Below are 26,586 nucleotides of genomic sequence, written 5' to 3' on the forward strand. Positions count from 1 at the left end.
GGTAGGAACATGAGTCTTGCGGAGTCACCGGCACCCAAAAACCCAACACCCAAGAATCAAGCACCCAGGAATCAAGCACCCAGGAATCAAGCACCGGAGAGCCAGCCCCGCGAGGGCACGTCAGTCTCCCCGCACCCAGGCCCGGCTGCGAACCTGCTCAAGGACACTGTCCTCCCGGTGCGTCCGGCGCTGGTTGACCGTGGCTCCGCCGCGCGGCTGAAGCCCGGAATGCTTGAGGAGCTCCGGACCGCCGGGGGCGCACGGGCCATGGTCCTCTCCGGCCGGCAGGCCCTCGTCAACAGCAACAGCCTGGTGCTGCTGGATGCGGCCGAACTTGCCCGGCACCTGCAGGACACTCCCTATGCCCCGGAACAGCTGATCTACCTGGGCTCAGCCCTGCCGGGTTCGGACCTCGAGGCGGGCACCCATCTGGTCCTCTTTGTCCTGCCGCAGCAGTTCGAGGTCCAGGCCGAGGAATTCGAAGCCCACATTGCCGGCATCCCCGAGGGTGCGGAGTGGGCGGGTTTCCGCGACGTGGCCGCCACCCTGGACCCCACGGACACCGCCATCTTCATCGAGGCCAGCGCCATCGCCAACTGGCACGCCACCCACACCCACTGCCCGCGCTGCGGCGCCGCCACCGCGCCGGAGGCGGGAGGCTGGGTCCGCCGTTGCCCTGCGGACGGCTCGGAACACTACCCGCGCACCGACCCCGCCATCATCGTTACCGTCGTAGGTCCCGACGGCCGGCTGCTGCTCGGCGGCGGCGGACCCCTTGACGCCCGGAACTATTCCACCCTTGCCGGCTTCGTCGAACCGGGGGAATCGCTGGAACAAGCAGTGGTCCGCGAGATCGGCGAGGAAGTCGGCGTGCGGGTGAACGCCTGCCAGTACCTGGGGTCCCAGCCCTGGCCCTTCCCGGCCTCGCTGATGCTTGGTTTCACGGCCACAACCGCCGACACCGAAGCCACGCCCGACGGCGTCGAGGTCACCCGGGCGCGCTGGTTCAGCCGGAGCGAGCTGCAGGAGGCGGTACTCAGCGGCGAAATCGTCATCTCCAGCAGGCTGTCCATCGCCCGCGCCCTCATCGAGCACTGGTACGGCGGGGTCATCCAGGACCGTCCGGACAGCGCATGAGGCGCCCGTGACACCACGCGGCAGCACCCCCGCGCCGCGGATCCCACCCCGCGGCACCTCCACCGGACACCCTCGAACGACTGAGCAGCAACAGTGAACACAGATCTCTTCCAGTCCAGCGGCTCCCCGGCCGGCCAGTCCGGCGACGGGGTGCCGGACACTGAACCCCCGGCGCCGGACAACCGCTCCCTCGAGGAGCGCATCCTCGGCGGCCTCGACGCCGAACAGCGCGAGGTTGCCAGCACCCTGCAGGGTCCCATGTGCGTCCTCGCCGGTGCCGGAACCGGCAAGACCCGCGCCATCACGCACCGCATCGCTTACGGGGTGCACTCGGGCGTCTACAGCCCGCAGCGGCTCCTGGCCGTCACGTTTACCTCGCGGGCAGCGGCTGAAATGCGCAGCCGCCTCCGCGACCTCGGCGTCGGCAACGTCCAGGCCCGCACGTTCCACGCGGCCGCGCTGCGCCAGCTCCAGTTCTTCTGGCCCCAGGCCGTTGGCGGCGTCCTGCCCAACCTGCTGGACCACAAGGCCCAGATGATTGCCGAAGCGGCCCGGCGGCTGCGCCTCAGCACCGACCGCGCCTCGATCCGCGATCTGGCCTCCGAGATCGAGTGGGCCAAGGTGTCCATGCTGACCCCCGCCAACTACCTGGAAAAAGCCCAGGGCCGCGGCACCCCGGGCGGCTTTGACCTGACCGCCGTCGCCCGTGTCTTCCAGTCCTACGAGGACGTCAAGACGGACCGGAACGTGATCGACTTCGAGGATGTCCTGCTGATCACAGTGGGCATCCTGCAGGAGGACCCGAAGGTCGCCGCCACCGTCCGCGAGCAGTACCGCCACTTTGTCGTCGACGAGTACCAGGACGTTTCGCCGCTCCAGCAGCGGTTGCTGGAACTCTGGCTCGGCGGCCGCGACGAACTCTGCGTCGTCGGCGACGCCAGCCAGACCATCTACTCCTTCACGGGCGCCTCGCCCAAGCACCTGCTCGGCTTCAAGGCCCAGTACCCCGAGGCCACCGTGGTCAAGCTGATCCGCGACTACCGCTCCACCCCGCAGGTGGTGAGGCTGGCCAATGAACTGCTGGCCGGCCGGCGCAGCGGGGGGCCCGTCGCCGACGCCGCCTGGGCCACGCCGCTGCAGCTCGTGGCGCAGCGCCCGGCCGGGCCGGTGCCGCAATTCACCGAATGCTCCGACGACGAGGCAGAGGCCGCAACCGTGGCCGTCAAGGTGCGCGAGCTCCTCGACGCCGGCACACCGGCCAGCCAGGTCGCGGTGCTGTTCCGCACCAACGGTCAGTCCGAGGCCTACGAGCAGGCCCTGGCCTCCGCGGGGATCGGCTACCAGCTGCGCGGCGGGGAACGGTTTTTTGCCCGCAAGGAAGTCCGCGATGCCATCCTGCAGCTGCGGGCAGCCACGCGGGCCGTCGCCGAAACCGCCAGCCCTGAGCCGCTCGGCCAGCTGGTCCGCGACATTGTCGCCTCGCTGGGCTACACGGACGCAGCCCCGCACAGCGGCGGCGCGCTCCGGGAGCGCTGGGAATCGCTCGCTGCGCTCGTCGCACTGGCCGACGAACTTGTGATCAGCCGCGGCGTACAGTTCACCCTCTCGGACTTCGTGAACGAACTCCAGGAGCGCTCCCTCGCCCAGCACGCTCCGACCGTCCAGGGCGTCACCCTCGCCTCGCTGCACGCCGCCAAGGGCCTCGAATGGGACGCAGTATTCCTGGTCGGGCTCAGCGAGGGGCTCATGCCGATCTCCTTCGCCGACAGCCCGGAACCCGTGGACGAGGAACGCCGCCTGCTGTACGTGGGGATCACCCGGGCCAGGGAACACCTGTTCCTGTCCTGGTCCACCGCACGGACCCCCGGAGGGCGCGCCAACCGGAAGCCCTCACGCTTCCTGGACGGCCTGCGACCCGACTCGGTGGCCAGCTCATCGGTACGCGGCAAGGGAGCGGCGCCGCGCCGCAAGGCTGCCGTGCCGGCCACGTGCCGGGTCTGCGGGACCATGCTCTCGTCCGGCGCCGAACGAAAGGTGGGCCGCTGCAACCAGTGCCCGCCCAGCTACGAGGAGCAGACTTTCGACGCGCTCCGGCAGTGGCGCAAGGAAATAGCGCTCGAAGCCGACGTCCCCGCCTTTGTGGTGTTCACGGACGCCACACTCACCGCCATTGCCGAAGCCCGTCCAGACTCCCTCGAACAGCTCGCCACCCTCCCCGGGGTGGGCCCGTCCAAACTGGAGAAGTACGGCGAAGCAGTGCTGGCAGTGCTGGTCGAAAGCACCACGCTCTGATGGCCGGCGCCAGCACGCGGGCAGGCAGCCCGGCAGCACCCGCCGGCACACCGCTGACCACTGCCGACGGCGCCCCGGTGGAAGTACGCCGCTCCGCCCGGCGCCGCCGCACCGTGGCCGCCTTCTGGGAAAACGGCACCGCCGTGGTCGCCATCCCGGCCTCCTTCAGCCGCGCCCAGGAACGCGAGTGGGTACACCGGATGCTCGAAAAACTGCGGCTCCAGGGGGAGCGCGGGACCCGCGGCGCCGGACGGCGCCGCCCGCGCAGCGACGCCGCCCTGGCGGCGCACGCCGCCGGGCTCTCCGCAAAGTACCTTGGCGGCCGGGCCGTACCGTCCTCGGTCCGCTGGGTGGGCAACCAGAACTCCCGCTGGGGCTCAGCGACGCCGTCGGACGGGACCATCCGGCTGTCGGACAAGCTTCAACCCATGCCGCAATGGGTCATCGATTATGTGCTGCTGCACGAGCTGGCGCACCTGCTGGTCGCCGGCCACAACGCCGCGTTCTGGCGGCTGCTCGAGGCCTACCCGGAAACCGGCCGGGCCAAGGCCTTCCTCGAAGGCGTCTCCTTCGCCACCTCCCGCGGACTCATGCCCGCCGGCGACGGTGATGACATCGATGACATCGATGAAACCGGTTCTGCCGCCTTCTCCGACTAGCGCGGCAGCCACTGTTTATCTAGGACTTGGGGTTGTCGCCCTCTCCGGGGGCGTCGTCAGTTCCGGGCTCGCCGGGCTGTTCGGCCCCACCGGTCTCGGCGGAGCCGTCGCCGGCTGCCCCGGCATCCTCCGGTTCGTCGAATCCGCCGCTCAGCAGCTTCTGCAGGGCATCGTCCACTTCGGAGTCGCTGGCTTCAGCCAGCTTCCGGCGCTCGCTGAAGCCTTTCGGATCTTCCAGGTCCTCGGCGGTGGGCAACAGGTCCGGGTGCTGCCAGATCGCGTCGCGGCCCTCGATTCCGCGTTCGTCCTTGAGCGAGGCCCACAACGCTGCGGCCTCCCGGAGCCGGCGCGGCCGCAGCTCCAGTCCCACGAGGGAGGAAAACGCGTGTTCAGCCGGTCCTCCGGTGGCGCGGCGGCGGCGCACCGTCTCGCGCAGCGCCGCGGCCGAGGGCAGCAGCTTCTCGGTGGCGGCCCAGCTCAGTTCATCCACCCAGCCCTCCACGAGGGCGAGGGCGGTCTCAAGCTTCTCAAGTGCCTGGTCCTGGGCGGGGGTGCGCTGCGGCATAAAGACGCCCTGGGACAAAGCCTCCTGGATGCCCTCCGGGTTGCCCGGATCCAGCTCGCGGGCGAGTTCCTCGATCTTCGAGGTGTCGATGTGGATGCCGCGGGCATACGCTTCGATCGCGCCGAGGAGGTGTCCACGCAACCAGGGGACCTGGACGAACAGCCGGGCGTGGGCAGCTTCGCGGACGGCCAGGAACAGCCGGATGTCGTTCTCCGGCAGGCTGAGGCCTTCGCCGAATTTGGCCACGTTCGAGGGCAGCAGCGCCATTTCGAGGTCCGCCAGCGGCACGCCGATGTCGGTGGAGCTGACGACCTCGGCCGAGAGCGCCCCGATGGCCTGGCCCAGCTGCATGCCGAAGATCGCCCCGCCCATGTTCTGCAGCATGGAGGACGCGCCGCCCATCATGGACTTCATTTCCTCCGGCATCTGCTCCGTCATGGCGGTGGACAGTGCGTTGGCGATGCTGTTGGCGACCGGCTCGGTCAGCTGTTTCCAGGTGCCGAGCGTTTCCTCGACCCACTCGGCCCGGGACCAGGCCCGGCCGATCAGGCCGGTGGCCGGCAGCCCGGTGACCTGGTCAAGCCACAGTTCGGCGAGCCGCAGCGCCTCATCGACCTCGCGGGACTGCTGCGCCGTGACGGACGGGTCGGAGCCGCTTGCGGCCACGCGCCGGGCGTTTTCATGGGCCAGCTGCCAGTTGACGGGGCCCTCCGAGGATGCACTCATCATGGCCTGGACCTGGGAGAACATCTGGGCGAGGAGGTTGGGGTCGTCCGGAAGGCCCGCGGCCTTCGCCAGTTCCGCGGGGTCGATGTTCCCCATGCCTTGGCCGCCCATCAGGTTCTTCAGCATTTCTGCCAGGGGATCCTTGGGTTCCTCATCGCCATTGGACGGATTAAGTGGGTTGGAGGTCATGATCCCGCCGATCGTCGGTGTGGCTGCTTCTCACGTTCACGGTACCCCGCAGCCAGCGGGCTGTCTGCTGAAACCCGGCCACGTTCGCTGTCGGCAAAGAGCCCAGCCGGCAGCCGAGCGCGTAGTGTTGGAAACTGGAATATTGGCAGGCGGAAGCCGCGGCGCAGGCTGCGGACGCGGTGCGCTGATCAGGGGTCCGCAGGGTCCCCCGGGCGCCGGCACGGAGAGGTCCTTCATTGACGATTACGCAGGGTGACCAGCCCGCCAGCGGGCCGGCGGCCGGGCAGCCCCGGGGCCGACGTTCCCTCCTCCCCGGATCCGGGTCGGGCCGGAAGCGGGACAAGCGCTCCTCAGCCATGCTCGTCTCAGGCCTGCTGGCACTGGCGCTCGGGGTCACCGCCGTGAGCCTGCCCGTCCCGTACGTCGTGGAATCACCCGGTCCGACGTTCAACACCCTGGGCAAGGACAACGGCACACCTGTCATCAGCGTGACCGGCCATGAGACGTTTCCCGCGAACGGCAACCTGGACTTGACCACCGTCTACGTCGACGGCGGCCCCAACGGGCCGGTGACTGTCGTCGAGGCGTTTTCCGCCTGGCTCAACGGCGCCAAAGCCGTCTACCCGGAGGAACTCATCTTCCCCACCGGTGTCACGAAGGAACAGTCCCAGCAGGAAAGCGCCGTCGCGATGACCACCTCGCAGGAGAACGCCGTCGCCGCAGCCCTGAAGGAACTGGGCATCGCGTTCGAACAGAAGATGCAGGTCGCGGCAATCCCGGAGGGCTCGGCGTCCGCGGGCAAACTCCAGGAAGACGACGTGATCGTGTCCGTCAACGGCAAGCCGGCGACGGCCCTGAGCGTCGTCCAGACCGAGCTGGCGGCCGGCAACGGCGCGCCGGTGGATGTCGTCGTCGACCGTGACGGCAGCAACCTGACGGCCAGCATCACTCCCTCCAAGACCTCCGCAGGCCGGTTCATCCTCGGGGTCATGCTGCAGTACAAGTTCAAGTTCCCCTTCGACGTCAAGATTTCGCTGGACAAGGTCGGCGGCCCCAGCGCCGGGATGATGTTCGCCCTCGGTATCGTGGACACCGTCACCCCCGGCGACCTGACCGGCGGGAAACACGTCGCAGGCACCGGAACCATCACCCCCGACGGCGCAGTCGGCCCGATTGGCGGGATCAGCCAGAAGATGCACGGCGCCCGGTCCGGCGGCGCCACCCTGTTCCTCGCCCCGGCCGCCAATTGCGACGACGTCGCCGGGCATATTCCTGACGGACTGCAAGTGGTCAGGGTCGAGACCCTGGCCGACGCGCGGAAGGCGGTCGAACTGGCGGCGTCAGGAGCCGACACATCCGGGCTCCCGGTTTGCACCAGCAACTAGACTGGCCCCGGAACTAAGATCCGCCGCCACTCGTGGCACTTGATGACGGCGTCGCCGCCCTGTTGGGGCGGTGCCGGCGGTGGCTACAATTCAGCAACTCCACGTTCCTGGATCGAAGCGCCGCACTGATAACTAAAAACCAGTAACTGACGACCAGCTATGAGGTACCGAGTTTGTCCCGTCCCGCCAGCACTGTCCCGCCCGGACGACCCCCGCAACGACGAGGCGCACTGACGCCGACGTTGATTGTTGTGGCCTTGATCGTCGTGGGCTTCATCTTCTTCGCCAATGTCTGGACGGACGTCCTCTGGTATCAGCAGTTGGGCTTCTTCGAAGTCTTCCTGACCGAGAACCTGGCGCGTATCGCGATCTTCCTGGCCGGCTTCGCACTGATGTTCTCCGCCGTCTTCTTCGCCATCCGGATCGCCTACCACGCACGCCCCGTGTACGCGCCGGACTCGGAAATCCGGGACAACCTGAACCGCTACCAGGTCCAGCTTGAACCGATCCGCCGCGTCGTTATGATCGGCCTGCCCATCCTCTTCGGACTGTTTGCCGGAAGCGCCGCGGCCAGCCAGTGGCAGAAGGTGCTCCTGTTCCTGAACCAGGAACCCTTCGGCCAGAACGATCCGCAGTTCGGGCTCGACATCAGCTTCTACCTGATGACCCTGCCGTTCCTGGGCTTCGTCACCGGATTCCTGATCAGCGTCACCATCGTCGCCGGCATTGCCGGCATCCTGACCCACTACCTCTACGGCAGTATCCGGATCATGGAGCGCGGCATCTTCACGAGCCGTGCGGCGCAGATCCATCTCGCCGTCTCCGGTGCAGCTTTCCTGCTGCTGCTCGGCGTCAACTTCTGGCTGGACCGCTACAGCTCCGTACAGAACAGTGGCGGCCGCTGGGCCGGTGCGCTGTACACGGACGTCAACGCCGTCATCCCCACCAAATCCATCCTGGCCGTGGCCGCGGCCCTCGTCGCAGTGCTGTTCATCGTCGCTGCCGTGATCGGCAAGTGGCGGCTGCCCGTGATTGGTACTGCCATGCTCGTTATCACCTCGATCCTGGCCGGCGGCGTCTACCCCTGGGTGATCCAGCAGTTCCAGGTCCGCCCCTCGGAACAGACGCTCGAGAAGCAGTACATCGAGCGCAACATCAGCCTTACCCGCTCGGCCTATGGCCTGGACAAGATCCAGGAGACCCGGTACAACGCCACCACCAACGCCACCACGGGCGCGCTGGCCCCCGACGCGCAGACCACCGCCAACATCCGGCTGTTGGACCCCAACCTGATCTCGGACGCGTTCTCCCAGCTCGAGCAGTACCGGCCGTACTACCAGTTCCCCAAGGCGCTGAACGTGGACCGATACGAGATCGACGGCAAGATCCAGGACACCGTCATTGCGGTCCGCGAACTCAACCCGGACGGGCTGAGCGCCAACCAGCAGTCGTGGCTGAACCGCCACGTCGTCTACACCCACGGCTACGGCGTCGTCGCCGCGAAGGGCAACAAGTTTACCGTCGACGGCAAGCCCGATTTCCTGCAGTCCGGCATCCCGTCCACCGGCGTGCTCGGCGATGACTCGACCTACCAGCCGCGGGTCTACTTCGGCGAGAACTCGCCCGACTACTCAGTGGTCGGCGCCCCCGAGGGCTCCCAGCACCGCGAGCAGGACCGGCCCGCCGCCAAGGAAGGCGACGGCGAAACGCAGTACACCTTCACTGGCGACGGCGGCCCGAACGTGGGCAGCTTCTTCAACAAGGTCCTCTACGCGATCAAGTTCCAGTCCTCGGACCTGCTGCTTTCCGATGGCGTCAACCCCGAGTCCCAGATCCTTTACGACCGCAATCCCCGGGAACGCGTCGAAAAGGTTGCCCCGTACCTGACCGTGGACGGCAATGCCTACCCCGCGGTCGTCGACGGCCGGGTGAAGTGGATCGTGGACGGCTACACCACCAGCCAGTACTACCCGTACTCCCAGCAGGAACAGCTCTCCGCGGCCACCGCGGACTCCCAGACCACGTCCGGGCGGACAGCCTCCCTGCCGAACACCTCGGTCAACTACATCCGCAACTCGGTCAAGGCCACCGTGGATGCCTACGACGGAAAAGTGACGCTCTATGCCTGGGATGACCAGGACCCGGTTCTGAAAGCGTGGCAGAACATCTTCCCGTCATCGCTGAAGCCGTTCTCGGAAATGTCCGGTGCGCTCATGAGCCACGTCCGCTACCCGGAGGACCTCTTCAAGGTCCAGCGGGAACTCCTGGGCCGGTATCACGTCACCCAGGCGGACAACTTCTACACCAACAACGACGCCTGGAGCGTCCCGAACGATCCGACCGTCCAGGACGACGTCAAGCAGCCGCCGTACTACATGTCCCTGAAGATGCCCGACCAGGACAAACCGGCCTTCCAGCTGACATCGTCCTTCATCCCGCAGGTAGTCAACGGAAACGCCCGCAACGTGCTCTACGGCTTCCTGGCCGCGGACTCCGACGCCGGCAAGGAGAAGGGTGTGAAGGCCGAGAGCTACGGCCAGCTCAGGCTCCTGCAGATTCCGCCGGAAACCAACGTTCCGGGCCCCGGCCAGGCGCAGAACAAGTTCAACTCGGACCCCACGGTGTCGCAGGCGCTGAACCTGCTGCGCCAGGGTGCGTCGGCGGTCCTGAACGGCAACCTGCTGACACTGCCGGTGGGTGGCGGAATGGCGTACGTGCAGCCCGTCTACCTGCGCTCCACGGGCGAAACCTCGTACCCCACACTGCAGCGCGTTCTGGTGGCGTTTGGTGACAAGATCGGTTTCGCACCGACCCTGGATGAGGCGCTGAACCAGTTGTTCGGCGGTGAATCGGGAGCCAGTGCCGGCGACTCAGCCAACAACGGCCAGACACCCGCGACGCCGACGCCGGGCGGCACCACGCCCGCGCCGGGCAGCACGGACGCCAAGGCAGAGCTGAAAGCTGCCCTGGACGAGGCGAACGCCGCCATCAGGGCCGGCCAGGACGCCCTCGCCAAGGGTGACTTTGCCGCCTACGGCGAGCAGCAGAAGAAGCTCTCCGCGGCACTGCAGCGGGCCATCGACGCCGAGGCCAAGATCGCGGCGACGCCGGTTCCCGCACCGACGGCGACTCCGACGCCGGGGGCCACCAGTCCGGCGGCCACCCCTGCGCCGACGCCGAGCAGCTGACCCACGGCCACCTGATGCACGGCTGACGGAAGCACGGCCTGAAGGCCGGGTTCGCGCTCCTCTGGAGCGGGAACCCGGCCTTTTCCGTACCCTCCAGCACACGGGGCGCGACGTGCCGCGGCGCCCGGAGACGCACATCACGCCACCTCGATTTGGCCTCAAGTTCACCGGCAGGTAGAGTTGATCTTGCGACGCGGGGTGGAGCAGTTCGGTAGCTCGCTGGGCTCATAACCCAGAGGTCACAGGTTCAAATCCTGTCCCCGCAACTGAAGAGAAGGTCCGGGACACTGGGAACAGTGTCCCGGACCTTCTGCTTTAAGGGGTTAGCGGCCAAAATGGGGTTAGCGGCCAAAATGTGGGGTTAGCGGCCAAAATGTGTGTATGGCTTGGGCGTGTCACCGGTTTCTTCCGCCCCATCCTTGCTGGATTCCGTTGCCGTCTTCGAAGCTGAAGGCTGTGTCGTAGAGGGCCGGTTGGATGGGCTCCTCCACCTCCTTTGACTCCTTCTTTTGGGGTTGCCAGTGGTGTGGTTTCACGAGGTCCCAAGGGTCCTGGGGTGATTCAGTGTGCTGGTAGAGGTACCAGTCGACGGCGCGTGTGGCGTGGTCTTCGCTGAGGCCGCGGTGGTTCCGCAGAAGGTCTTTGAGGCCTGCGTTGATTCCTCCCTCCAGCGGGCTGGTCGTCCGGGCGATCTGCTGGCCTTCGGTAGCGCTGGTAAGCCAGGTGAAGAGGTGCCCTGCCTTGATGGCAGCGGCCAGGCTTCCCCGTGCCCGGCGCAGGCCCAGATGTGTGTACCACCAGGTCTGTGCCGGTCCGATGTGTGAGGGCCTGGCGCCGGTTTTCTTCGCGTAGGTCCGGTGCTTGAGGAAGCTCTCCCAGCGGGCCTCCCAGGAAGCGAACGCACCGGACCAGGCGGCGGCCTGGTCAAGGTCCGTGACGTGGGTGAGTGCCTTGGCCAGGGCTAGTAGTTCCTTACCGGCATCGAGCTTCGGACGCATCGTCAGATGCGTGCGGATGTTCTGCCGGATATGGAACAGGCACCGTTGAACGTTCGTTTCCGGCCAGTGTTCCCTCAAGGCGCTCTCCAGGCCCTTGTGGCCGTCCACGACGGCCACCGCCGGGGCCGGGATCTGCCGCAGAAGCGCAGCCCACGAGGCGTGCTTTTCCCGGTCACACCACTGCCACGCGATGACGTGCTCGCCGGTGTAAGCGACCAGGACGCACCAGCCGTTGAAGTAGGTGCCATCGAGCATGATCACCGGGTGTATTTCCCCGGTCCGCGCGGCCGCCGGGGCGACATTCCAGCACCAGGCACTCCGGCGCCTGAAGGTCCTCTCCGAGCCGGCGTGGGCGCCTTGCCGCTGCTTCCCCGTGATCCAGGAAATGAAGGCCGTGAACTCTGCCCTCTTCGTGACATCAACCCGGGATTGAGTACTCGAAGCACCACACGACCTACACCGCCATCTCGTCCGCCCGGCACTGGTCGAACCGTTCTTCACAAGCTTCTGAGCACATACACCACACCGGGGCTGATTTGATCGAACCGTCACTCCACATGCTTTCAAAGCATGTGGACACCCCTACAACCCGCGCGAACACTGGCAACCAAGCCAATCTCATACACACATTTTGGCCGCTAACCCAAAATGTGTGTATGGCTTGGGCGTGTCACCGGTTTCTTCCGCCCCATCCTTGCTGGATTCCGTTGCCGTCTTCGAAGCTGAAGGCTGTGTCGTAGAGGGCCGGTTGGATGGGCTCCTCCACCTCCTTTGACTCCTTCTTTTGGGGTTGCCAGTGGTGTGGTTTCACGAGGTCCCAAGGGTCCTGGGGTGATTCAGTGTGCTGGTAGAGGTACCAGTCGACGGCGCGTGTGGCGTGGTCTTCGCTGAGGCCGCGGTGGTTCCGCAGAAGGTCTTTGAGGCCTGCGTTGATTCCTCCCTCCAGCGGGCTGGTCGTCCGGGCGATCTGCTGGCCTTCGGTAGCGCTGGTAAGCCAGGTGAAGAGGTGCCCTGCCTTGATGGCAGCGGCCAGGCTTCCCCGTGCCCGGCGCAGGCCCAGATGTGTGTACCACCAGGTCTGTGCCGGTCCGATGTGTGAGGGCCTGGCGCCGGTTTTCTTCGCGTAGGTCCGGTGCTTGAGGAAGCTCTCCCAGCGGGCCTCCCAGGAAGCGAACTCACCGGACCAGGCGGCGGCCTGGTCAAGGTCCGTGACGTGGGTGAGTGCCTTGGCCAGGGCTAGTAGTTCCTTACCGGCATCGAGCTTCGGACGCATCGTCAGATGCGTGCGGATGTTCTGCCGGATATGGAACAGGCACCGTTGAACGTTCGTTTCCGGCCAGTGTTCCCTCAAGGCGCTCTCCAGGCCCTTGTGGCCATCCACGACGGCCACCGCCGGGGCCGGGATCTGCCGCAGAAGCGCAGCCCACGAGGCGTGCTTTTCCCGGTCACACCACTGCCACGCGATGACGTGCTCGCCGGTGTAAGCGACCAGGACGCACCAGCCGTTGAAGTAGGTGCCATCGAGCATGATCACCGGGTGTATTTCCCCGGTCCGCGCGGCCGCCGGGGCGACATTCCAGCACCAGGCACTCCGGCGCCTGAAGGTCCTCTCCGAGCCGGCGTGGGCGCCTTGCCGCTGCTTCCCCGTGATCCAGGAAATGAAGGCCGTGAACTCTGCCCTCTTCGTGACATCAACCCGGGATTGAGTACTCGAAGCACCACACGACCTACACCGCCATCTCGTCCGCCCGGCACTGGTCGAACCGTTCTTCACAAGCTTCTGAGCACATACACCACACCGGGGCTGATTTGATCGAACCGTCACTCCACATGCTTTCAAAGCATGTGCACACCCCTACAACCCGCGCGAACACTGGCAACCAAGCCAATCTCATACACACATTTTGGCCGCTAACCCGCTTTAAGCCAGCTGCTTGAAACCAGCCGGAGGGTGGTTCGGGCGGCCCCAAAAGTAGGGTAATGTTGATCAAGCAACGCGGGGTGGAGCAGTTCGGTAGCTCGCTGGGCTCATAACCCAGAGGTCACAGGTTCAAATCCTGTCCCCGCAACTGAAGAAGAAAAAGAAAGGCCCGGATCTGTTGATCCGGGCCTTTCTTGTTGCCCCAATGCCGTTGCCCCGTGCCCTTGGCCTCAGGCCCTGACGTCGGCCCAAGGGCCCGGTTGACCGGGACCCGGGGCAGTGCCGGCCTCAGGCGTCCTTGAGCCGCTGGTAGGTCTCCAGCGCCCGGGCACGGGACTCGGGCAGGCCGACGACCGGTTCCGGGTAACCCGTGGCCGAACCGACGGCCTTCCACGGCTCGTGGATCGACTTGTCGTCCAGTCCGGAGAGTTCCGGGAGATATTCGCGCAGGTAGCGGGCACCGGCGTCGAACTTCTTGCTCTGGGTGACCGGGTTGAAGATCCGGAAGTATGGCGAGGCGTCGGCCCCGGATCCGGCCACCCACTGCCAGTTCGCCGGATTGCTGGCGGCGTCGGCGTCCACCAGGGTGTCCCAGAACCAGGCCTCGCCGAGCCTCCAGTCGGCCAGCAGGTTCTTGACCAGGAAACTCGCGGACGCCATCCGGACGCGGTTGTGCATCCAGCCGGTCTGCCAGAGCTGGCGCATCCCGGCGTCGACCAGGGGATAGCCGGTGTTGCCCTGCTGCCAGGCCGCGAGCTCGGCGGCGGAGGGCGTCTGCCAGTCGAAACGGTCAAACTCCGGCCGGTAGTTCCGGGTGGCCAGTTCCGGGTTCTCGTAGAGCAGCTGCCAGCAGAACTCCCGCCAGCCGAGTTCGGAACGGAAGATCCCGACGTCGGCCGGCGCTGCATGGCCAAAGCGTTCCCGCAGTCTGTGCCAGACCCGGAAGGGGCTGATTTCGCCGAACCGCAGATGCGCGGAGAGCCGGCTGGTGCCCTCGACCCCGGGGACGTTCCGGCCGGTGCCGTATTCCTCCACCGGACCGTCCAGGAAGTCCTCCAGCCGTTCCTGGGCCCCGGCTTCCCCTGGCTGCCAGGTGCCGGCGAGCCCGGCGCTCCAGTCCGGACTGCGGGGGAGCAGCCCCCAGCTGTCGAGCCCGTCGCTGTCCGGAAGCTTCCCCTCCGCGCCCACTGCCGGGGCCGGGAGGCGCTCCGGAGCGTCCAGGGGCAGCCGGGGCTCGGGAGCGTCCAGGCAGGCGCGCCAGAAGGGCGTGAAGACCTTGTAGGGCCCGCCCGCCCCGGTCCGCACGGTCCACGGTTCAAACATCAGGTTTGCCTGGAAGCTGGCCGCCTTGAGGCCCTGCTCCGCGGCCCATGCCTTGACTCCGGCGTCCACCTCGCGTTCCGGGCCGCCGTAGCGGCGGTTCCAGAGCAGCGTCGAGGCGCCGGTTTCCCGGGCCAGGTCCCGGATGGTGTCCGCGGCGGGACCGCGGCGCAGCAGGAGCCGGGAGCCTGTGGCCTCAAGACCGGCGGCAAGATCTGCCAGGGAATGGTGCAGCCACCATTTCGTAGCGCCGCCGAGGGGCCGCACACCGGCGGAGGACTCATCGAGGACATACACCACGGTCAGCGGCTGTCCCAGCGAGGCGGCTTCGCTCAGGGCCGGGTTGTCGTCCAGCCGGAGGTCATCGCGGAGCCAGACAAGGGTCGAAGAAGGGGTTCCCGAAGACATGGATCAACGGTACACGCGAGCTGCGCCGCGTCCTCACAGCGGTCGTGCGGCCCTCAGTCCCGCACAGTCCCGCACAGTCCCGCACAGCAAGGGCCCAGCACTGCAAAGGCCGGGCCCGCCGACCGTCCGCAGACGATCCGGGCCCGGCCTCTGCCGAACGGGTGTCAAAGCTGCCGGCGGAAACCGGCGGGGTGCTTACAGCTTGTCGAAGTCAGCTTCGTCGACGGTGGAACCCGCGGGGCGGCCTTCGCCAGCGCCGATCGCGGCGGGGGAGCCGCCGGACTTCAGCGCGGCGAGCCGGGCCTCGATCTCGGTCTGCTCGCCCAGGTCCTCCAGCGAGTTGAACTGGGCGTCGAGGCTCGACGCGGCGAGTTCCTGCTGGCCGCGGACCTTGGCTTCTTCACGACGGATCTTCTCTTCGAAGCGGCCCACCTCGGACGTGGGATCCATGAAGTCGATGCTCTTCAGGGCGTCGTGCACCTGGGTCTGTGCCGCGGCGGTCTTGGAGCGTGCCACCAGTTCGTTGCGCTTGCTGGTGAGCTCGTTGAGCTTGCCCTTCATCTGGTCCAGGCCATGCTTGAGCTTGTCAACAACCTCGGTCTGGGATGCGATGCTCGGCTCGGCGGACTTTGCCTCGTTTTCCGCGGACATCTGGCGCTGCAGCGCCACCTTGGCGAGGTTGTCGAACTTCTCGGCGTCGACGGTGTCGCCCTTGGCACGGTACTCATCAGCCTTGCGGGACGCGGCCAGGGCCTTCTTGCCCCAGTCCTGGGCGTTCTTGATGTCCTCGTTGTAGTCGTCCTGGAGCATCCGCAGGTTGCCGATGGTCTGGGCGACGGCGGACTCGGCCTCGGCGATGTTGTTGGTGTAGTCCCGGACCATCTGGTCCAGCATCTTCTGCGGGTCCTCGGCCTGGTCCAGCAGGGAATTGATGTTGGCCTTCGCCAGCTGCGCCATGCGGCCGAAAATGGACTGCTTCATGGTGTTACCTTTCGTCCTGCTCAGTGGTTCCCACTGAATTTCGGTGAACTGTGAAATGTACCGCTTCTATCCGCCGGCCGGGAGTATTCCCGCCGGCGCCTAGTCTGAGTGGGCTGCGCTACCGCCGGGCCCGTGGCCGGCTAGAAGTCGCCGCCGCCGCCGAAATCGCCGCCCCAGCCGCCGCCCGCATCACCGCCGCCGCCGCCCCAACCTCCGCCGGAATCGCCGCCGCCGCCCCAGCCGCCGCCTCCACCGCCACCGTGCAGGATGGAGTTGATCAGAATGCCGCCCAGGATGGCGCCGCCCAGGCCGCCACCGCCTCCGCCGCCGAACATTCCGCCCCGGCCGTATCCCTGGTTGGCGTACCCGCCGAAGTGGTCGACGTCGGACTGGGCCAGTTGCGCGGCCTGCGCCGCCAGTGCGTGCGCCTGCTGGGCGTACTGCAGGGCCGTGACGGGGTCCGTGCGGGAAATGGACAGCGCGTAGTCCAGGTTCCGCTGCGCCTCAGCCAATCGCGTCCGGGCCTCGGTACCCACGCCGCCGCGGCGGGCCGTGATGTAGTCCGAGGTTGCGCTGATCTGCGCCTGCGCGGACATGATGCTCTGCTGCAGCGACGCCTCCGCACGGCGGGCCTGCTCCTGCTGGTCACGGATGCCGGAAAGCGACGCATCCAGTGACTGGTGCGCCGTCTCGACCCGCTCCAGGGTAGCGATCGGATCGATTTTGCCGCCCTGGATTTCGGCCTTGACCTGCGCCAGCGCGGCTTCCACCGCGGCCACCGGTCCGGCAAGTTCGGGGTGGGCCCCGGACTGGATCATTGCCCTGGCCTGCGCCAGGTCCTGGGAGGTGTCAACGACGGCGGACTCCAGGCCGCTGCGTGCCTCATCGAGGTTTCCGGCAACCTTCGTGATGGCGCCAATCAGCACGTTGGTCTGGTGCAGGCTTTCTTCCGCGGCCCGCACGGCGACGGCGGCCAGGCTCCCCTCACCGGCGCTGAGCTTTTCCCGGGCCGTGACGGAGGCGTTCTGCACGAAGGCAAGCCGTTCCTTGGCCTGGTTGATGTTGTCGCCGACCTGCACGAGGGCACTCTCGGCGTATTTGGCGCGCAGTTCAGCGAGCGACTGCTCGGCGCTGGCGATTTTGGCTTCCGCCTCGCTCGCCCCGGCGCTGACCGCGGCCAGCGCCTGCGGGGCATTTTTCTCCAGCTCGCGCAGCGAATCGAAGTCGGCTTTTTGTTCCTGGAGGGAGGCAAGGGCTGCCTCGGAGCGGCGGATGATCTCACCGAGCCAGCTCCGCTGCTGCTCTTCGGTATCGGGAATGTGGTCATCGAGCTGCTGCTGCAGCTTGAAGGACTCGGACATGTGGCCCTTGGCGTCCTGCAAAGCCTTCGTGAAATTCCCGACGGCGGCGTCGCCATACTGGGCCTGGGCGAAGCCAAGCTCCTGTTCGCTGGACTTGATGGCGTCGTCGGCCTCGATCAGGAGCGAGCCGCTCTTGCGGCGCAATTCCTCGACGGTGAGCCCAGCCAGCGGATCCAGTTCGCCCTGCGGGCCAGTGCCCGCGCTGGCTCCCGCGGCAGCTTTCTTCCGCCGGTTGCGGAGGTACAGGTACGCGCCCGCGCCGCCCGCCGCGACAACACCCACGCCAACCAGCACGGCGTTTCCGGCCCCGCCCTCGGACGGAACGTTACCTTTGCCTCCGCCAGCGGCATCGCCGATGGCCGCGGCGCTATCGATCGCGGCCTGTGCGTAATCCCCGTTGCGCAGGTTCGGGTCAACCGCGCTTGAGACGATGGTGTCGCGCTGGGCGTTCGTGATCTTGCTGTTGGAGGGCTTGCTCAACTGGTACTGGCGGGTGTCCGTGGCAACGGTCAGCATCATGGCATTGGCGCCAAGGCTTGCTTTTTCCGCCACCGCGGTGGCCCAGGCCACACGGTCGGTGGGGTTCTCGAACTTCTTCACGTAGACGACGTGGTACGTCATCGCGTGGTCAGTGCCGAGCTTCTTGATGGCCTGTTCGACTTCACCCCTCCTGTCACCCAGGACGCCGGCGGAGTCAACAACCTTCGTCACGGGGTCGAGCGTCACCGGATCTTCGGCGAGGGCCGGAGCGGCAGGAAACGCCAGCAGTCCGGCGACGCCAAGAACGGCGAGGAGACGTTTATAGGTAGACCGCATGTGCAACCCTTCAGCACTTCTGCGACCAGTTCGGGCCGAACCGGTCGTCACAGAATGCAGCAGCGCCCCCACGCAGATGTAAAGCCGCAGGTCGCTGTGGCAATTCCATTTGATTCTATGGTGCACCAATAAGGCCGTCCACCGAGGGGAATATGCCACCAGCGAAAAGCGCTGAACCGTTGAGAGCAGGCTCTGCCAGGCCCGGCAGGCTGCCCATTCCGGGCGTTCAGCAACCTCCCAGCAAACGTGCGCTCTAGTATCAGTGAGATCGTCCATAGTTAATTGCAGACGAGGATGAAAGGAAGTCTTATGACTGAGAACCCAGCGCAGGGCGCGTCACCAGAGAACCGGGAGCCGGCCACGCCGAACGAGGGCACTTCAGGGCACCCGCAGGCTGCCCCCGCGCCGGACTCAGCGAACGAGTTCCCAACCCTGAGGCTGGACCGGGCCGCGGATAACTCCCCGCAGCCGGTCTACCCGCAGCACCAGCCGTCCTACAGCCGCCCCCCGGCGCCGGAGACTCAGCAGTTCGGCGCACCCCAGGCGCCTGTCCCGCACGGCCACACGCCGGGCCAGCCCAACCCGCAGCACAACCCCGGATTCGGCCAGACAACCGGCAACTCCGCCTACGGCCAGCCCCAGCAAGCGCACAACCCGGCTCCCTACGGCCAGCCGCAACATGGCGGCTATGGCGGCAACCAGCCTGGTTCGCCCTATGCGTCCAACCCCGCCCACGCCCCGAAACGCAAGGCGGCGTTCGGAGTCCCCACTCTCGTGGCCAGCATCCTGGCCGCCGGCCTCGTCGGCGGCGGTGTGGTCGCAGGAACAACGCAGCTGCTGGGAGGCCGGGACCTCGCGTCCGGGGGATCCAGCAGCAGCAGCCAGGCCGGCCCTGTCATCGTGAACAACAGGGAAGACGTGAACGCCATCACCGCGGCCGCAGTGAAGGCCACGCCAAGCGTCGTGACCATCAAGGCAACGAGCGGCAGTGAGGGCGGCACCGGCTCCGGTATCATTCTGGACGCTGAAGGCCATGTCCTCACCAACACGCACGTTGTCACCCTCGACGGCACGGCGGCCAACGCCGCGATCGAAGTCCGCCTGAGTGACGGCAAGGTCTACAGTGCCAAGATCGTCGGCACGGACCCGCTGTCCGACCTCGCCGTCGTGCAGATCCAGAACGCCTCCGGGCTGGTTCCGGCAGTCCTGGGCGACTCCGGAAAGCTGAACGTCGGCGATACCGCCGTCGCGATCGGCTCGCCCCTCGGCCTCACGGGCACCGTGACTGACGGCATCGTGTCGACGCTGAACCGCACCATCAGCGTTGCCTCCTCGGCGGCGCCGAAGGAAGGCGCGGACAACTCCCAGGGCGGCGGCCAGGGCTTCCAGTTTGCCCCGCCGGACGGCGGACAGGGACAGAGCACCGCCAACCAGGGAAGCATCGCGATCAACGTGATCCAGACAGATGCCGCCATTAACCCGGGCAACTCCGGCGGCGCCCTGGTCAACACCAAGGGCGAGATCATCGGCGTGAATGTTGCCATCGCCTCGGCCGGCGGCGACTCCTCGAGCAGCGGCAACATCGGCGTTGGCTTCAGCATCCCGATCAACCACGCCAAGCGCGTCGCGCAGGAGATCATCAGCAGTGGCAAGGCCACGCACGGCCAGTTCGGCGTCAGCGTTAAGCAGAAGACCGCGAGTTCCTCGGCATCCGGTTTCTCCGTCGGGGCAGAGGTCGCCACAGTTGAGGCCGGTTCCGCTGCAGACAAGGCCGGCATCAAGGTCGGTGACGTCGTCACCAGGTTCCAGGACCTCACCATCAGCGATCCGAACCAGCTGACTGCCGCCGTGCGCGAGCAGCCCGCCGGGGCCTCGGTCAAGGTCACCGTCCTCCGCGGCGGCAAGGAACAGCAGCTCGACGTCACCCTCGGGGCGGCCGCCGAGCAGTAAGAGCGGCACAGCAGTAAGAGCAGCAGATAGGGTTCCACCGGCGAAGGCCGGGCAGCACCGCCCAGGTGCCGCCCGGCCTTCGCCGTCCACAGGGAAGCCTGACATGCACGCCGGGGCCCTGACACAGGCCTTAACCCGGCCGCGCCCGCGACCGCCGATATGGTTAGCTAGGAGCAACCCGGCACCCCGGGCGTTCCGTGGCCACGACCCCGCCCGGCTGGCTGTCCACCCGCATGGAAGGCTGCTGTAAACACAGTGGAAGAGACATTGAAGATCATCGTGCTGGTCAAGCACGTCCCTGACGCACAGTTCGACCGGCACCTCACCGGCGAGGGCAACACAACAGACCGCTCCGAGAGCATCCTGTCCGAACTGGATGAGTACGCCCTCGAGGCCGCACTCCAGCTGATCGAGGCCCGCGGCGGGGAAGCGGCGGGCAACAAGGTCATCGCCCTGAGCATGGGTCCTGCCGGCGCCGTCAACGCGGTGAAGAAGTCCCTGCAGATTGGTGCCAGCGAAGGCGTCCACCTCAGCGACGACGCCCTGGCCGGTTCCGACGCCGCCGCCACCTCGCTGGCACTGGCCGCAGCCATCCGCCACCTCGGCGCGGACACCCCGGCGGACCTCATCCTCACCGGCATGGCCTCCACCGACGGCGAGACCTCCCTGGTCCCGGCCCAGCTCGCGGAACGCCTGGACCTGCCGCAGGTCACCTTCGCGTCCTCCCTGGAACTCGACGGCGCCACGCTCACCGCCCGCCGCGACGGCGATGCCCACGCCGACACCGTCGAGGCAACACTGCCTGCCCTCGTCTCGGTCACGGACCAGATCAATGACCCCCGGTACCCGAATTTCAAGGGCATCATGGCCGCCAAAAAGAAGACCATCACGACGCTGAGCCTTGCCGACATCGGCGTCGACCCGGCGCACGTCGGACGGTCCGGCTCCTGGACCGCCGTCGAATCCGCCGAGGCACGCCCGGCGCGCACCGCCGGCACCATCATCACCGACGAGGGCGACGCCGGCATCAAGCTGGTTGAGTTCCTGGCCGCCCAGAAGCTGCTCTAAGGGGATTCCCAGACATGGCAAAAGTACTCGTATTCATTGACAACCCCGGCCAGGCCCTGAAGAAGGCCAGCCTGGAGCTGCTCACCATTGCCCGGTCCCTGGGGGAGCCGGCGGTCGCCCTCAACGGCGATCTCCACGACGACGTCGCAGCAACCCTGGGTGCCTATGGCGCCCAAACGCTGTACCGTCCGTCCGCGGCGGACCTCGACGACTACCTCGTGGGCCCCAAGGCCTCCTACCTGGCCGCCGCGGTGCAGACCGCCGATGCCACCGTCGTCCTGACCGAGAACTCGGCGGAAGCCAAGGAAATCGCTGCGAGGCTCGGCATCAAGCTCGGTGCCGGCGTCATCACCGACGTCGTCGCCGTGGACCCGGACGGAACCGCGCACAAGTCCGTGCTGGCCGGTTCCTACATCACCACGGCGAAGGCCACGACGCCGGTCGCTGTCCTGACCGTCAAGGCCAACAGCATCACGCCCGAGCCCGCCGTCACCGGCACGGCGCCAGCCACCGTCACCGTCGAGGTGCCGGAAACCGCCACCGCGGCGTCGGCCAGGATCACGGCCCGCAACGAGAAAGCCGCCAGCGGCCGTCCGGACCTCGCCGAGGCGCGGATCGTTGTGGCCGGCGGCCGCGGCGTCGACGGCAACTTCGGCCCGGTTGAAGACCTGGCCGATGCCCTCGGAGCGGCCATCGGCGCTTCCCGTGCCGCAACGGATGCGGGCTGGATCGGCCATGACGCGCAGATCGGCCAGACCGGCAAAACCGTTTCACCCCAGCTGTACATCTCCGCCGGCATCTCCGGGGCCATCCAGCAGAAGGCCGGCATGCAGACCGCCACAGTGATCGTGGCCGTGAACAAGGACTCGGAATCGCCGATCTTCGAGATCGCCGACTTCGGCATCGTGGGAGACCTTTTCCAGGTCCTCCCGCAGGCCACCGAGGAAATCAAGAAGCGGCGGGGCTGACGTCGTGAGCACCCCCGCCGTGCAGGCGCACAGCCCGTTTGATCCGGACCAGCACCGGATCGAACGGGTGCTGTGTTTCGCTGCGCACCCGGACGACATCGACTTCGGCGCCGCCGGCACGATCGCCGCCTGGACCGCCGCGGGGGCGCAGGTCAGCTATTGCATCATGACCGACGGCGACGCGGGCGGCTTCGATCCCGGCCAAAGGGACGAGATCGTCCGGCTGCGTAACGAGGAACAACGCCGGGCCGCCGCGCTGGTCGGCGTCACCGACATCCACTACCTCCACGAGCGGGACGGCTACCTTGAACCCTCGCACGGGGTCATCCGCGAGGTGGTGCGGCTGATCCGGCAGCTCCGGCCCGACGTCGTGCTCTCCATGCACCCGGAACGGAACTGGAACCGGATCCAGAAGAGCCATCCGGACCATCTGGCGGTGGGGGAGGCCGTGACCCGGGCGGTCTATCCGGCGCTGGAGAACCCGTTCGCGTATCCGGAGCTGGCCGAGGCGGGGCTGGAGGCCTACAAGCTGCCGTGGCTGTGGCTCTTCGCCGGGCCGGAGGAACGCGAGAACCACGTCGTCGACGTCACGGACCACATCGAGGGCAAACTCGCCGCGATCCATGTCCACGTCAGCCAGCACCCGGACATCGAGGCCATGGACCGCACCGTCCGGGGGCTCATGCTCCGGACAGCCGAACGCGGCGGTCTCCCGGCAGGCCGCAGCGCCGAGGCATTCCACGTCGTCACAGTCAACGGACCCGGGACCATCGCCGGGTTTTAGTGTTGCTCCCTGCGGTCCTCTCCCATATGCTGGCCTCTGTTTAAATCATATTTAATTGAGGAAGGCAGGCTTTAATGGCGAAGACTGCGCAGCACCCCGTACTGGTCATCATGGGCGTCTCGGGATCAGGAAAGTCAACCGTCGCAGGCCTGCTGGCCGGCCGGCTGGGTTGGGATTTCGCCGAAGGCGATGATCTGCACCCGGCGTCCAATGTGGCGAAGATGCATGCCGGCCAGCCGCTGACCGACGAGGACCGCTGGCCGTGGCTGGAAAGTATCGCGGGGTGGATCCGGCGGCACACCGAGTCCGGGACGCCCGGCGTCGTCACCTGCTCGGCGCTCAAGAAGCGATACCGGGATGTCCTGCGGGGGGAGGGCGTCGTGTTCGTCTTCCTCGACGGCAGCAAGGACCGGATCTCCGACCGGCTGGCGTCCCGGCACGGGCACTTCATGCCCCCGGCACTGCTGGAGTCCCAGTTCGAGGCGCTCGAAGCCCCCACCGAGGACGAAAATTTCATCACCCTGAGCGTCAGCCTGGCGCCTCTGGAGGAGGCGCAGGAAATCATCGACCGGCTCCATCTCGGCTCGAGCAGCGCCAGCCGGCCGTAGCCGGCCCCGTTCTTACCCCGCCATACCAGCTAGGAACACCTTGTGAATTCCCTCTTAACCACGCAGCTTCCGGCTGCCGTCGAAGCCTGGACCGGACTCGACACCCGCCTTATGGCGGTCACCGCCATCGGCATCGCACTCATCGTGGTGCTGATCACCAAGTTCAAGCTCCACCCCTTCCTCGCGCTCATTCTCGGCTCTGCCTTCGTGGGCCTTGCCGCCGGCGTGGACCCGGCCCTGGTCATCAAGAACTTCGAGGACGGAGTAGGCGGCGTCCTGAAGGAAGTCGGCCTGCTGATCGCCCTTGGAGCCATGCTCGGCAAGCTGCTGGCGGACTCCGGCGGAGCGAACCGGGTGGTGGACACCCTGCTGGCGAAGGCCACGGGGAACAAACTGGTGTGGTCGATCACGCTCGTCGCGGTCATCATCGGCCTCCCGATGTTCTTCGAAATCGGCCTCGTCCTGCTGCTGCCGGTCATCGTCCTGGTCACCCAGCGCTCCAAAATGCCGCTAATGCGCATCGCCATCCCGGCGCTGGCCGGCCTCTCCGTGCTGCACGGCCTCGTGCCTCCGCACCCGGGCCCGCTGATCGCGATCAGCGCCGTCAAGGCCGAACTCGGCACCACCCTGGCGCTGGGCCTCCTGGTCGCCGTCCCCACGGTCATCATCTGCGGCCCGCTGTTCTCCCGGCTGGCCGCCAAATGGGTGCCCGTCGGGGCCCCCGCCGTCGCGGGCGGCATCGACACGCAGCACGGTGCGGACATGGAAGGTGTCAAACGCCAGCCGAGCTTCCTCGTGACCCTGCTGACCATCATCTTCCCGGTGGTGCTGATGCTCCTCAAAGCCATCGTGGACATCATCTGGTCCGACGCCGCGACCGCCCCGTGGATCCGTTCCTTCTTCGATTTCGTCGGCCAGCCCCTGGTCGCCATGACCCTCGCCGTGCTGCTCGCGATCTTCACTTTCGGCTATGCCGTGGGGTTCACGGGCAACAAGATCACCGCCAAGATCGGCGCAAGCCTGGGCCCGATCGCCGGAATCATGCTGATCGTGGGCGCCGGCGGCGGCTTCAAGCAGACCCTGATCGGCGCCGGCGTCGGCGATTCCGTCAAGAAATGGGCCGAGGGCACCAACATGTCCGTCCTGGTGCTGGGCTTCATCGTGGCTGTCGCGCTGCGCCTGGCCACCGGCTCGGCCACCGTGGCGACGGTAACGGCCGCCGGAATCGTCGCGCCGCTGGCGAGCTCGCTCACCCCGACGCACGCTGCGCTGCTGGCCCTCGCAATCGGCGCCGGTTCGCTGTTCCTCTCGCACGTGAACGACGCCGGATTCTGGCTGGTCAAGGAGCTGTTCGGGCTTACCGTCGGCCAGACCTTCAAGACCTGGTCCGTCATGGAGACGCTGATCTCCGTGGTCAGCTTCGGCTTGATCATGCTGCTGTCGCTCATCATCTAGCCGGCCCGGCCGAGGACGCCACTTCGGTCCCTTAAACCACAAACCGCGCAGGCCCTGACCCTTCAGAAGGAGTCAAGGCCTGCGCGGCTTTTGTTGGTGTGCCCGAGGCTAGGCGCCCAGCGGGGCGGCGGCCACGGTCGGCATGGTCGGCGACGCCGAGCCGCCGGCCGGTTCCACCGTGATGCCGAGTGCGGCGGCGGTGCTGATGCCCTTGACGACGGCCGGCTTGGACAGCGCTTCCGCGTCCATCAGGCCCTGGGACACCGGGGCCGAGCCGTCCTTGGGGATCAGCCACATCTGGTAGACCTTGCCTGCCGGCGGTGCCGGGACGTCGTTCATCTTGACGACGATCGCGTCCTTCGAGCTCGAGACCGACACGGTGGCCGTTCCGCCGCCGATGACGTCAACTGTCGCCTGGCGCACATCGCCGGCCTGCAGCACCTGGTTCAGTGGATCGTTCTGGTTCGCCACATAGGCGCCGACGCCGACGCCGCCCAAAGCGATCACGGCTGCGGCAGCGACGCCGACAATCCAGTTGCGCATTCCCTGCGGCCGGCGCCGTTCGTCACGGCGCCTGCGGGCGGCGCCGAGTTCATCGGTGACCGCGAGCTCGGAGGGCTCCCGGACAGGCCGGGCCACGACCGGCGGGACCGCCGTCGGCCCGCGGTGCAGCTGCCCGTCCGGCGCCGCGGCGGAGTCCTGGGCGGGCAGCGACGCCATGATCCGGTCCAGCAGGCCGGCCGGCGGTTCTTCCTCCGCGGCAAAGCTGGTGGCGAGTGTCTCCCGGGCCTGGCGGAGGCGTTCGTCAAAGACGGCGCGTTCGGAGGGCGGAGCCGAGGCGAGGTAAGCCTCGATGGCGGCGCGCTCGGCGTCGTCCACGGCGTTCAGGGCGTACACCTCGGCGAGGTCAGCCGCCCGCCCCGAGGCAAGGTCGGTGGCGATATCGGCTGCAAAGCCGCCAGGGACGCGGCCGTCGTTCTGTGCATTAATGTCGGTCATCTCAACTCACCCCCAGACAGGTCTTCAGTCGGATTAGTCCGTCGCGGATGCGGGACTTGATGGTGGGCACCGCAGCATTGAGCTTCTCTGCGACTTCCCGGTAGGTGAGGCCGCCGTAGTAGGCCAGCCGCACGGACTCCTGTTGTGTATCGGTCAGCGTCCCCAGGCAACGGACCACGGCCTCGGCCTCAAGCCGGCTGCCGACCTCGTCCGAGACGGAATCGTGATCGATGTCCTGGCGGCTGGCGCCGTATTTCGCTTCCCGGTCGGTGGAGGACTGGGACGACCTGACCTTGTCCACGGCCCGGCGGTGCGAGATGGTCATGAGCCAAGCGAGCGGGCTGCCGGCCTCGGGGTTGAACTTGGAGGCGTTCTGCCAGACCTGGAGGAAGACCTCCTGGGTGGTGTCCTCGCTGAGTTCAACATCGATCAGTACCCGCCGGGCCATGCCGAAGACTCGCCGGGAGGTGAGTTCGTAGAACTCGGCGAAGGCTGCCTGGTCACCGCGGGCAACCTGCTCCAGCAGTGCGGCGAGCCGGCGGTTTACGTCGGCTGGTGTGCCAGGGGGAGCGGCAGCCTCGGGGTTCGGGGCGTTGGGAGTTTCCATCACCTTCAAGCATAAGGTGCCCGCCGCCGATCGCGGGTCAGGATGGGTTCCGGCCGGGACGTGGCCGCCGGCAACACACCGGGCGGGATGCCTGTCCACCTGCACAGTAGTTCTCACCTGCCGTTCCTCGCTCCTTTCCCCGCTCCGTTGGCCCGCTGGTTGAACGGGGCTTCAGAAGTGATTCGGGACTGCCGGCCAGCC

19 protein-coding genes and 2 tRNA genes are annotated in these 26,586 nt (G+C 67.1%); 13 read left to right on the forward strand and 8 right to left on the reverse strand.

Translation table 11 applies throughout. The features are described from left to right. The first annotated feature begins 9 nt into the window (after positions 1–9). From nudC to GXK59_RS04170, 3 genes are all read left to right on the forward strand, one after another. Complete coding sequence (gene nudC, locus GXK59_RS04160; protein ID WP_160664615.1) at positions 10–1,137, forward strand: NAD(+) diphosphatase; 1,128 nt, start codon at positions 10–12, stop codon at positions 1,135–1,137. A gap of 150 nt (positions 1,138–1,287) precedes the next feature. Then, entirely contained in the window at positions 1,288–3,429 is a 2,142-nt protein-coding gene (locus GXK59_RS04165; RefSeq protein ID WP_160668980.1) for an ATP-dependent DNA helicase UvrD2, read from the forward strand. Beyond that, entirely contained in the window at positions 3,429–4,088 is a 660-nt protein-coding gene (locus tag GXK59_RS04170) for a M48 metallopeptidase family protein (RefSeq protein WP_160664617.1), read from the forward strand. The genes GXK59_RS04165 and GXK59_RS04170 overlap by 1 nt, the downstream gene beginning before the upstream one ends. Before the next feature lie 19 nt (positions 4,089–4,107). Here GXK59_RS04170 and GXK59_RS04175 read toward each other — a convergent pair whose 3' ends face one another. Continuing rightward, positions 4,108–5,568: a zinc-dependent metalloprotease gene (locus GXK59_RS04175; protein WP_160664619.1), complete on the reverse strand. Its 1,461-nt coding sequence runs from the start codon at positions 5,566–5,568 to the stop codon at positions 4,108–4,110. 236 nt (positions 5,569–5,804) lie between these two features. Between GXK59_RS04175 and GXK59_RS04180 the strand changes: the two genes are divergently transcribed. The 3 genes from GXK59_RS04180 to GXK59_RS04190 all read left to right on the forward strand — a co-directional run bounded on the left by GXK59_RS04180 (position 5,805) and on the right by GXK59_RS04190 (position 10,407). Next, positions 5,805–6,953, forward strand: a complete 1,149-nt coding sequence (locus GXK59_RS04180) for a YlbL family protein (protein WP_237393781.1) — start codon at positions 5,805–5,807, stop codon at positions 6,951–6,953. A gap of 173 nt (positions 6,954–7,126) precedes the next feature. Next, positions 7,127–10,141: a UPF0182 family protein gene (locus tag GXK59_RS04185; protein WP_160664621.1), complete on the forward strand. Its 3,015-nt coding sequence runs from the start codon at positions 7,127–7,129 to the stop codon at positions 10,139–10,141. 192 nt (positions 10,142–10,333) lie between these two features. Continuing rightward, positions 10,334–10,407: transfer RNA gene (locus GXK59_RS04190), tRNA-Met, on the forward strand. Between the two features lie 129 nt (positions 10,408–10,536). Here GXK59_RS04190 and GXK59_RS04195 read toward each other — a convergent pair. Beyond that, positions 10,537–11,691 (reverse strand): IS1249 family transposase, encoded by a 1,155-nt coding sequence (locus tag GXK59_RS04195; protein ID WP_160664191.1) that lies wholly within the window; start codon positions 11,689–11,691, stop codon positions 10,537–10,539. A gap of 118 nt (positions 11,692–11,809) precedes the next feature. Continuing rightward, positions 11,810–12,964, reverse strand: a complete 1,155-nt coding sequence (locus GXK59_RS04200; protein ID WP_160664623.1) for an IS1249 family transposase — start codon at positions 12,962–12,964, stop codon at positions 11,810–11,812. A 170-nt stretch (positions 12,965–13,134) separates the two neighbouring features. On the opposite strand from GXK59_RS04200, the gene GXK59_RS04205 reads away from it, so the two are divergent. Further along, positions 13,135–13,208, forward strand: a tRNA-Met gene (locus GXK59_RS04205). 140 nt (positions 13,209–13,348) lie between these two features. Here the strand turns inward: GXK59_RS04205 and GXK59_RS04210 are convergent. The 3 genes from GXK59_RS04210 to GXK59_RS04220 form a co-directional block, all read right to left on the reverse strand. Next, the gene (locus GXK59_RS04210; protein WP_160664625.1) at positions 13,349–14,788 is read right to left on the reverse strand and encodes a cryptochrome/photolyase family protein; all 1,440 of its coding nucleotides are present in this window, start codon (positions 14,786–14,788) and stop codon (positions 13,349–13,351) included. Between the two features lie 195 nt (positions 14,789–14,983). Beyond that, positions 14,984–15,769 (reverse strand): PspA/IM30 family protein, encoded by a 786-nt coding sequence (locus GXK59_RS04215; RefSeq protein WP_160664627.1) that lies wholly within the window; start codon positions 15,767–15,769, stop codon positions 14,984–14,986. A gap of 140 nt (positions 15,770–15,909) precedes the next feature. After that, a complete protein-coding gene (locus tag GXK59_RS04220; RefSeq protein ID WP_202129054.1) occupies positions 15,910–17,946 on the reverse strand; it encodes a TPM domain-containing protein in 2,037 nt (678 codons plus the stop codon). Positions 17,947–18,255: 309 nt separating this feature from the next. On the opposite strand from GXK59_RS04220, the gene GXK59_RS04225 reads away from it, so the two are divergent. From GXK59_RS04225 to GXK59_RS04250, 6 genes are all read left to right on the forward strand, one after another. Beyond that, positions 18,256–19,896 (forward strand): S1C family serine protease, encoded by a 1,641-nt coding sequence (locus GXK59_RS04225; RefSeq protein ID WP_160664631.1) that lies wholly within the window; start codon positions 18,256–18,258, stop codon positions 19,894–19,896. A 267-nt stretch (positions 19,897–20,163) separates the two neighbouring features. Beyond that, positions 20,164–20,964, forward strand: coding sequence for an electron transfer flavoprotein subunit beta/FixA family protein (locus GXK59_RS04230; protein ID WP_160668982.1), 801 nt, complete (start codon positions 20,164–20,166; stop codon positions 20,962–20,964). Between the two features lie 14 nt (positions 20,965–20,978). Then, on the forward strand, positions 20,979–21,932 hold the full coding sequence (locus tag GXK59_RS04235; protein WP_160664633.1) for an electron transfer flavoprotein subunit alpha/FixB family protein: 954 nt from the start codon (positions 20,979–20,981) through the stop codon (positions 21,930–21,932). A gap of 4 nt (positions 21,933–21,936) precedes the next feature. Further along, a complete protein-coding gene (locus tag GXK59_RS04240; RefSeq protein WP_160664635.1) occupies positions 21,937–22,716 on the forward strand; it encodes a PIG-L deacetylase family protein in 780 nt (259 codons plus the stop codon). A gap of 74 nt (positions 22,717–22,790) precedes the next feature. Continuing rightward, positions 22,791–23,324, forward strand: a complete 534-nt coding sequence (locus GXK59_RS04245; protein ID WP_160664637.1) for a gluconokinase — start codon at positions 22,791–22,793, stop codon at positions 23,322–23,324. A gap of 111 nt (positions 23,325–23,435) precedes the next feature. Beyond that, a complete protein-coding gene (locus tag GXK59_RS04250) occupies positions 23,436–24,779 on the forward strand; it encodes a GntT/GntP/DsdX family permease (RefSeq protein WP_160668983.1) in 1,344 nt (447 codons plus the stop codon). 108 nt (positions 24,780–24,887) lie between these two features. Here the strand turns inward: GXK59_RS04250 and GXK59_RS04255 are convergent, their stop codons facing one another. Both GXK59_RS04255 and sigK read right to left on the reverse strand, forming a co-directional pair. Then, the gene (locus GXK59_RS04255; protein ID WP_160664639.1) at positions 24,888–25,778 is read right to left on the reverse strand and encodes an anti-sigma factor; all 891 of its coding nucleotides are present in this window, start codon (positions 25,776–25,778) and stop codon (positions 24,888–24,890) included. A 1-nt stretch (position 25,779) separates the two neighbouring features. Continuing rightward, positions 25,780–26,385, reverse strand: a complete 606-nt coding sequence (gene sigK / locus GXK59_RS04260) for an ECF RNA polymerase sigma factor SigK (RefSeq protein WP_160664641.1) — start codon at positions 26,383–26,385, stop codon at positions 25,780–25,782. Positions 26,386–26,586: the final 201 nt, after the last annotated feature.

The sequence above is a fragment of the Pseudarthrobacter sp. ATCC 49987 genome (assembly GCF_009928425.1).
Classification (GTDB): Bacteria; Actinomycetota; Actinomycetes; order Actinomycetales; family Micrococcaceae; genus Arthrobacter.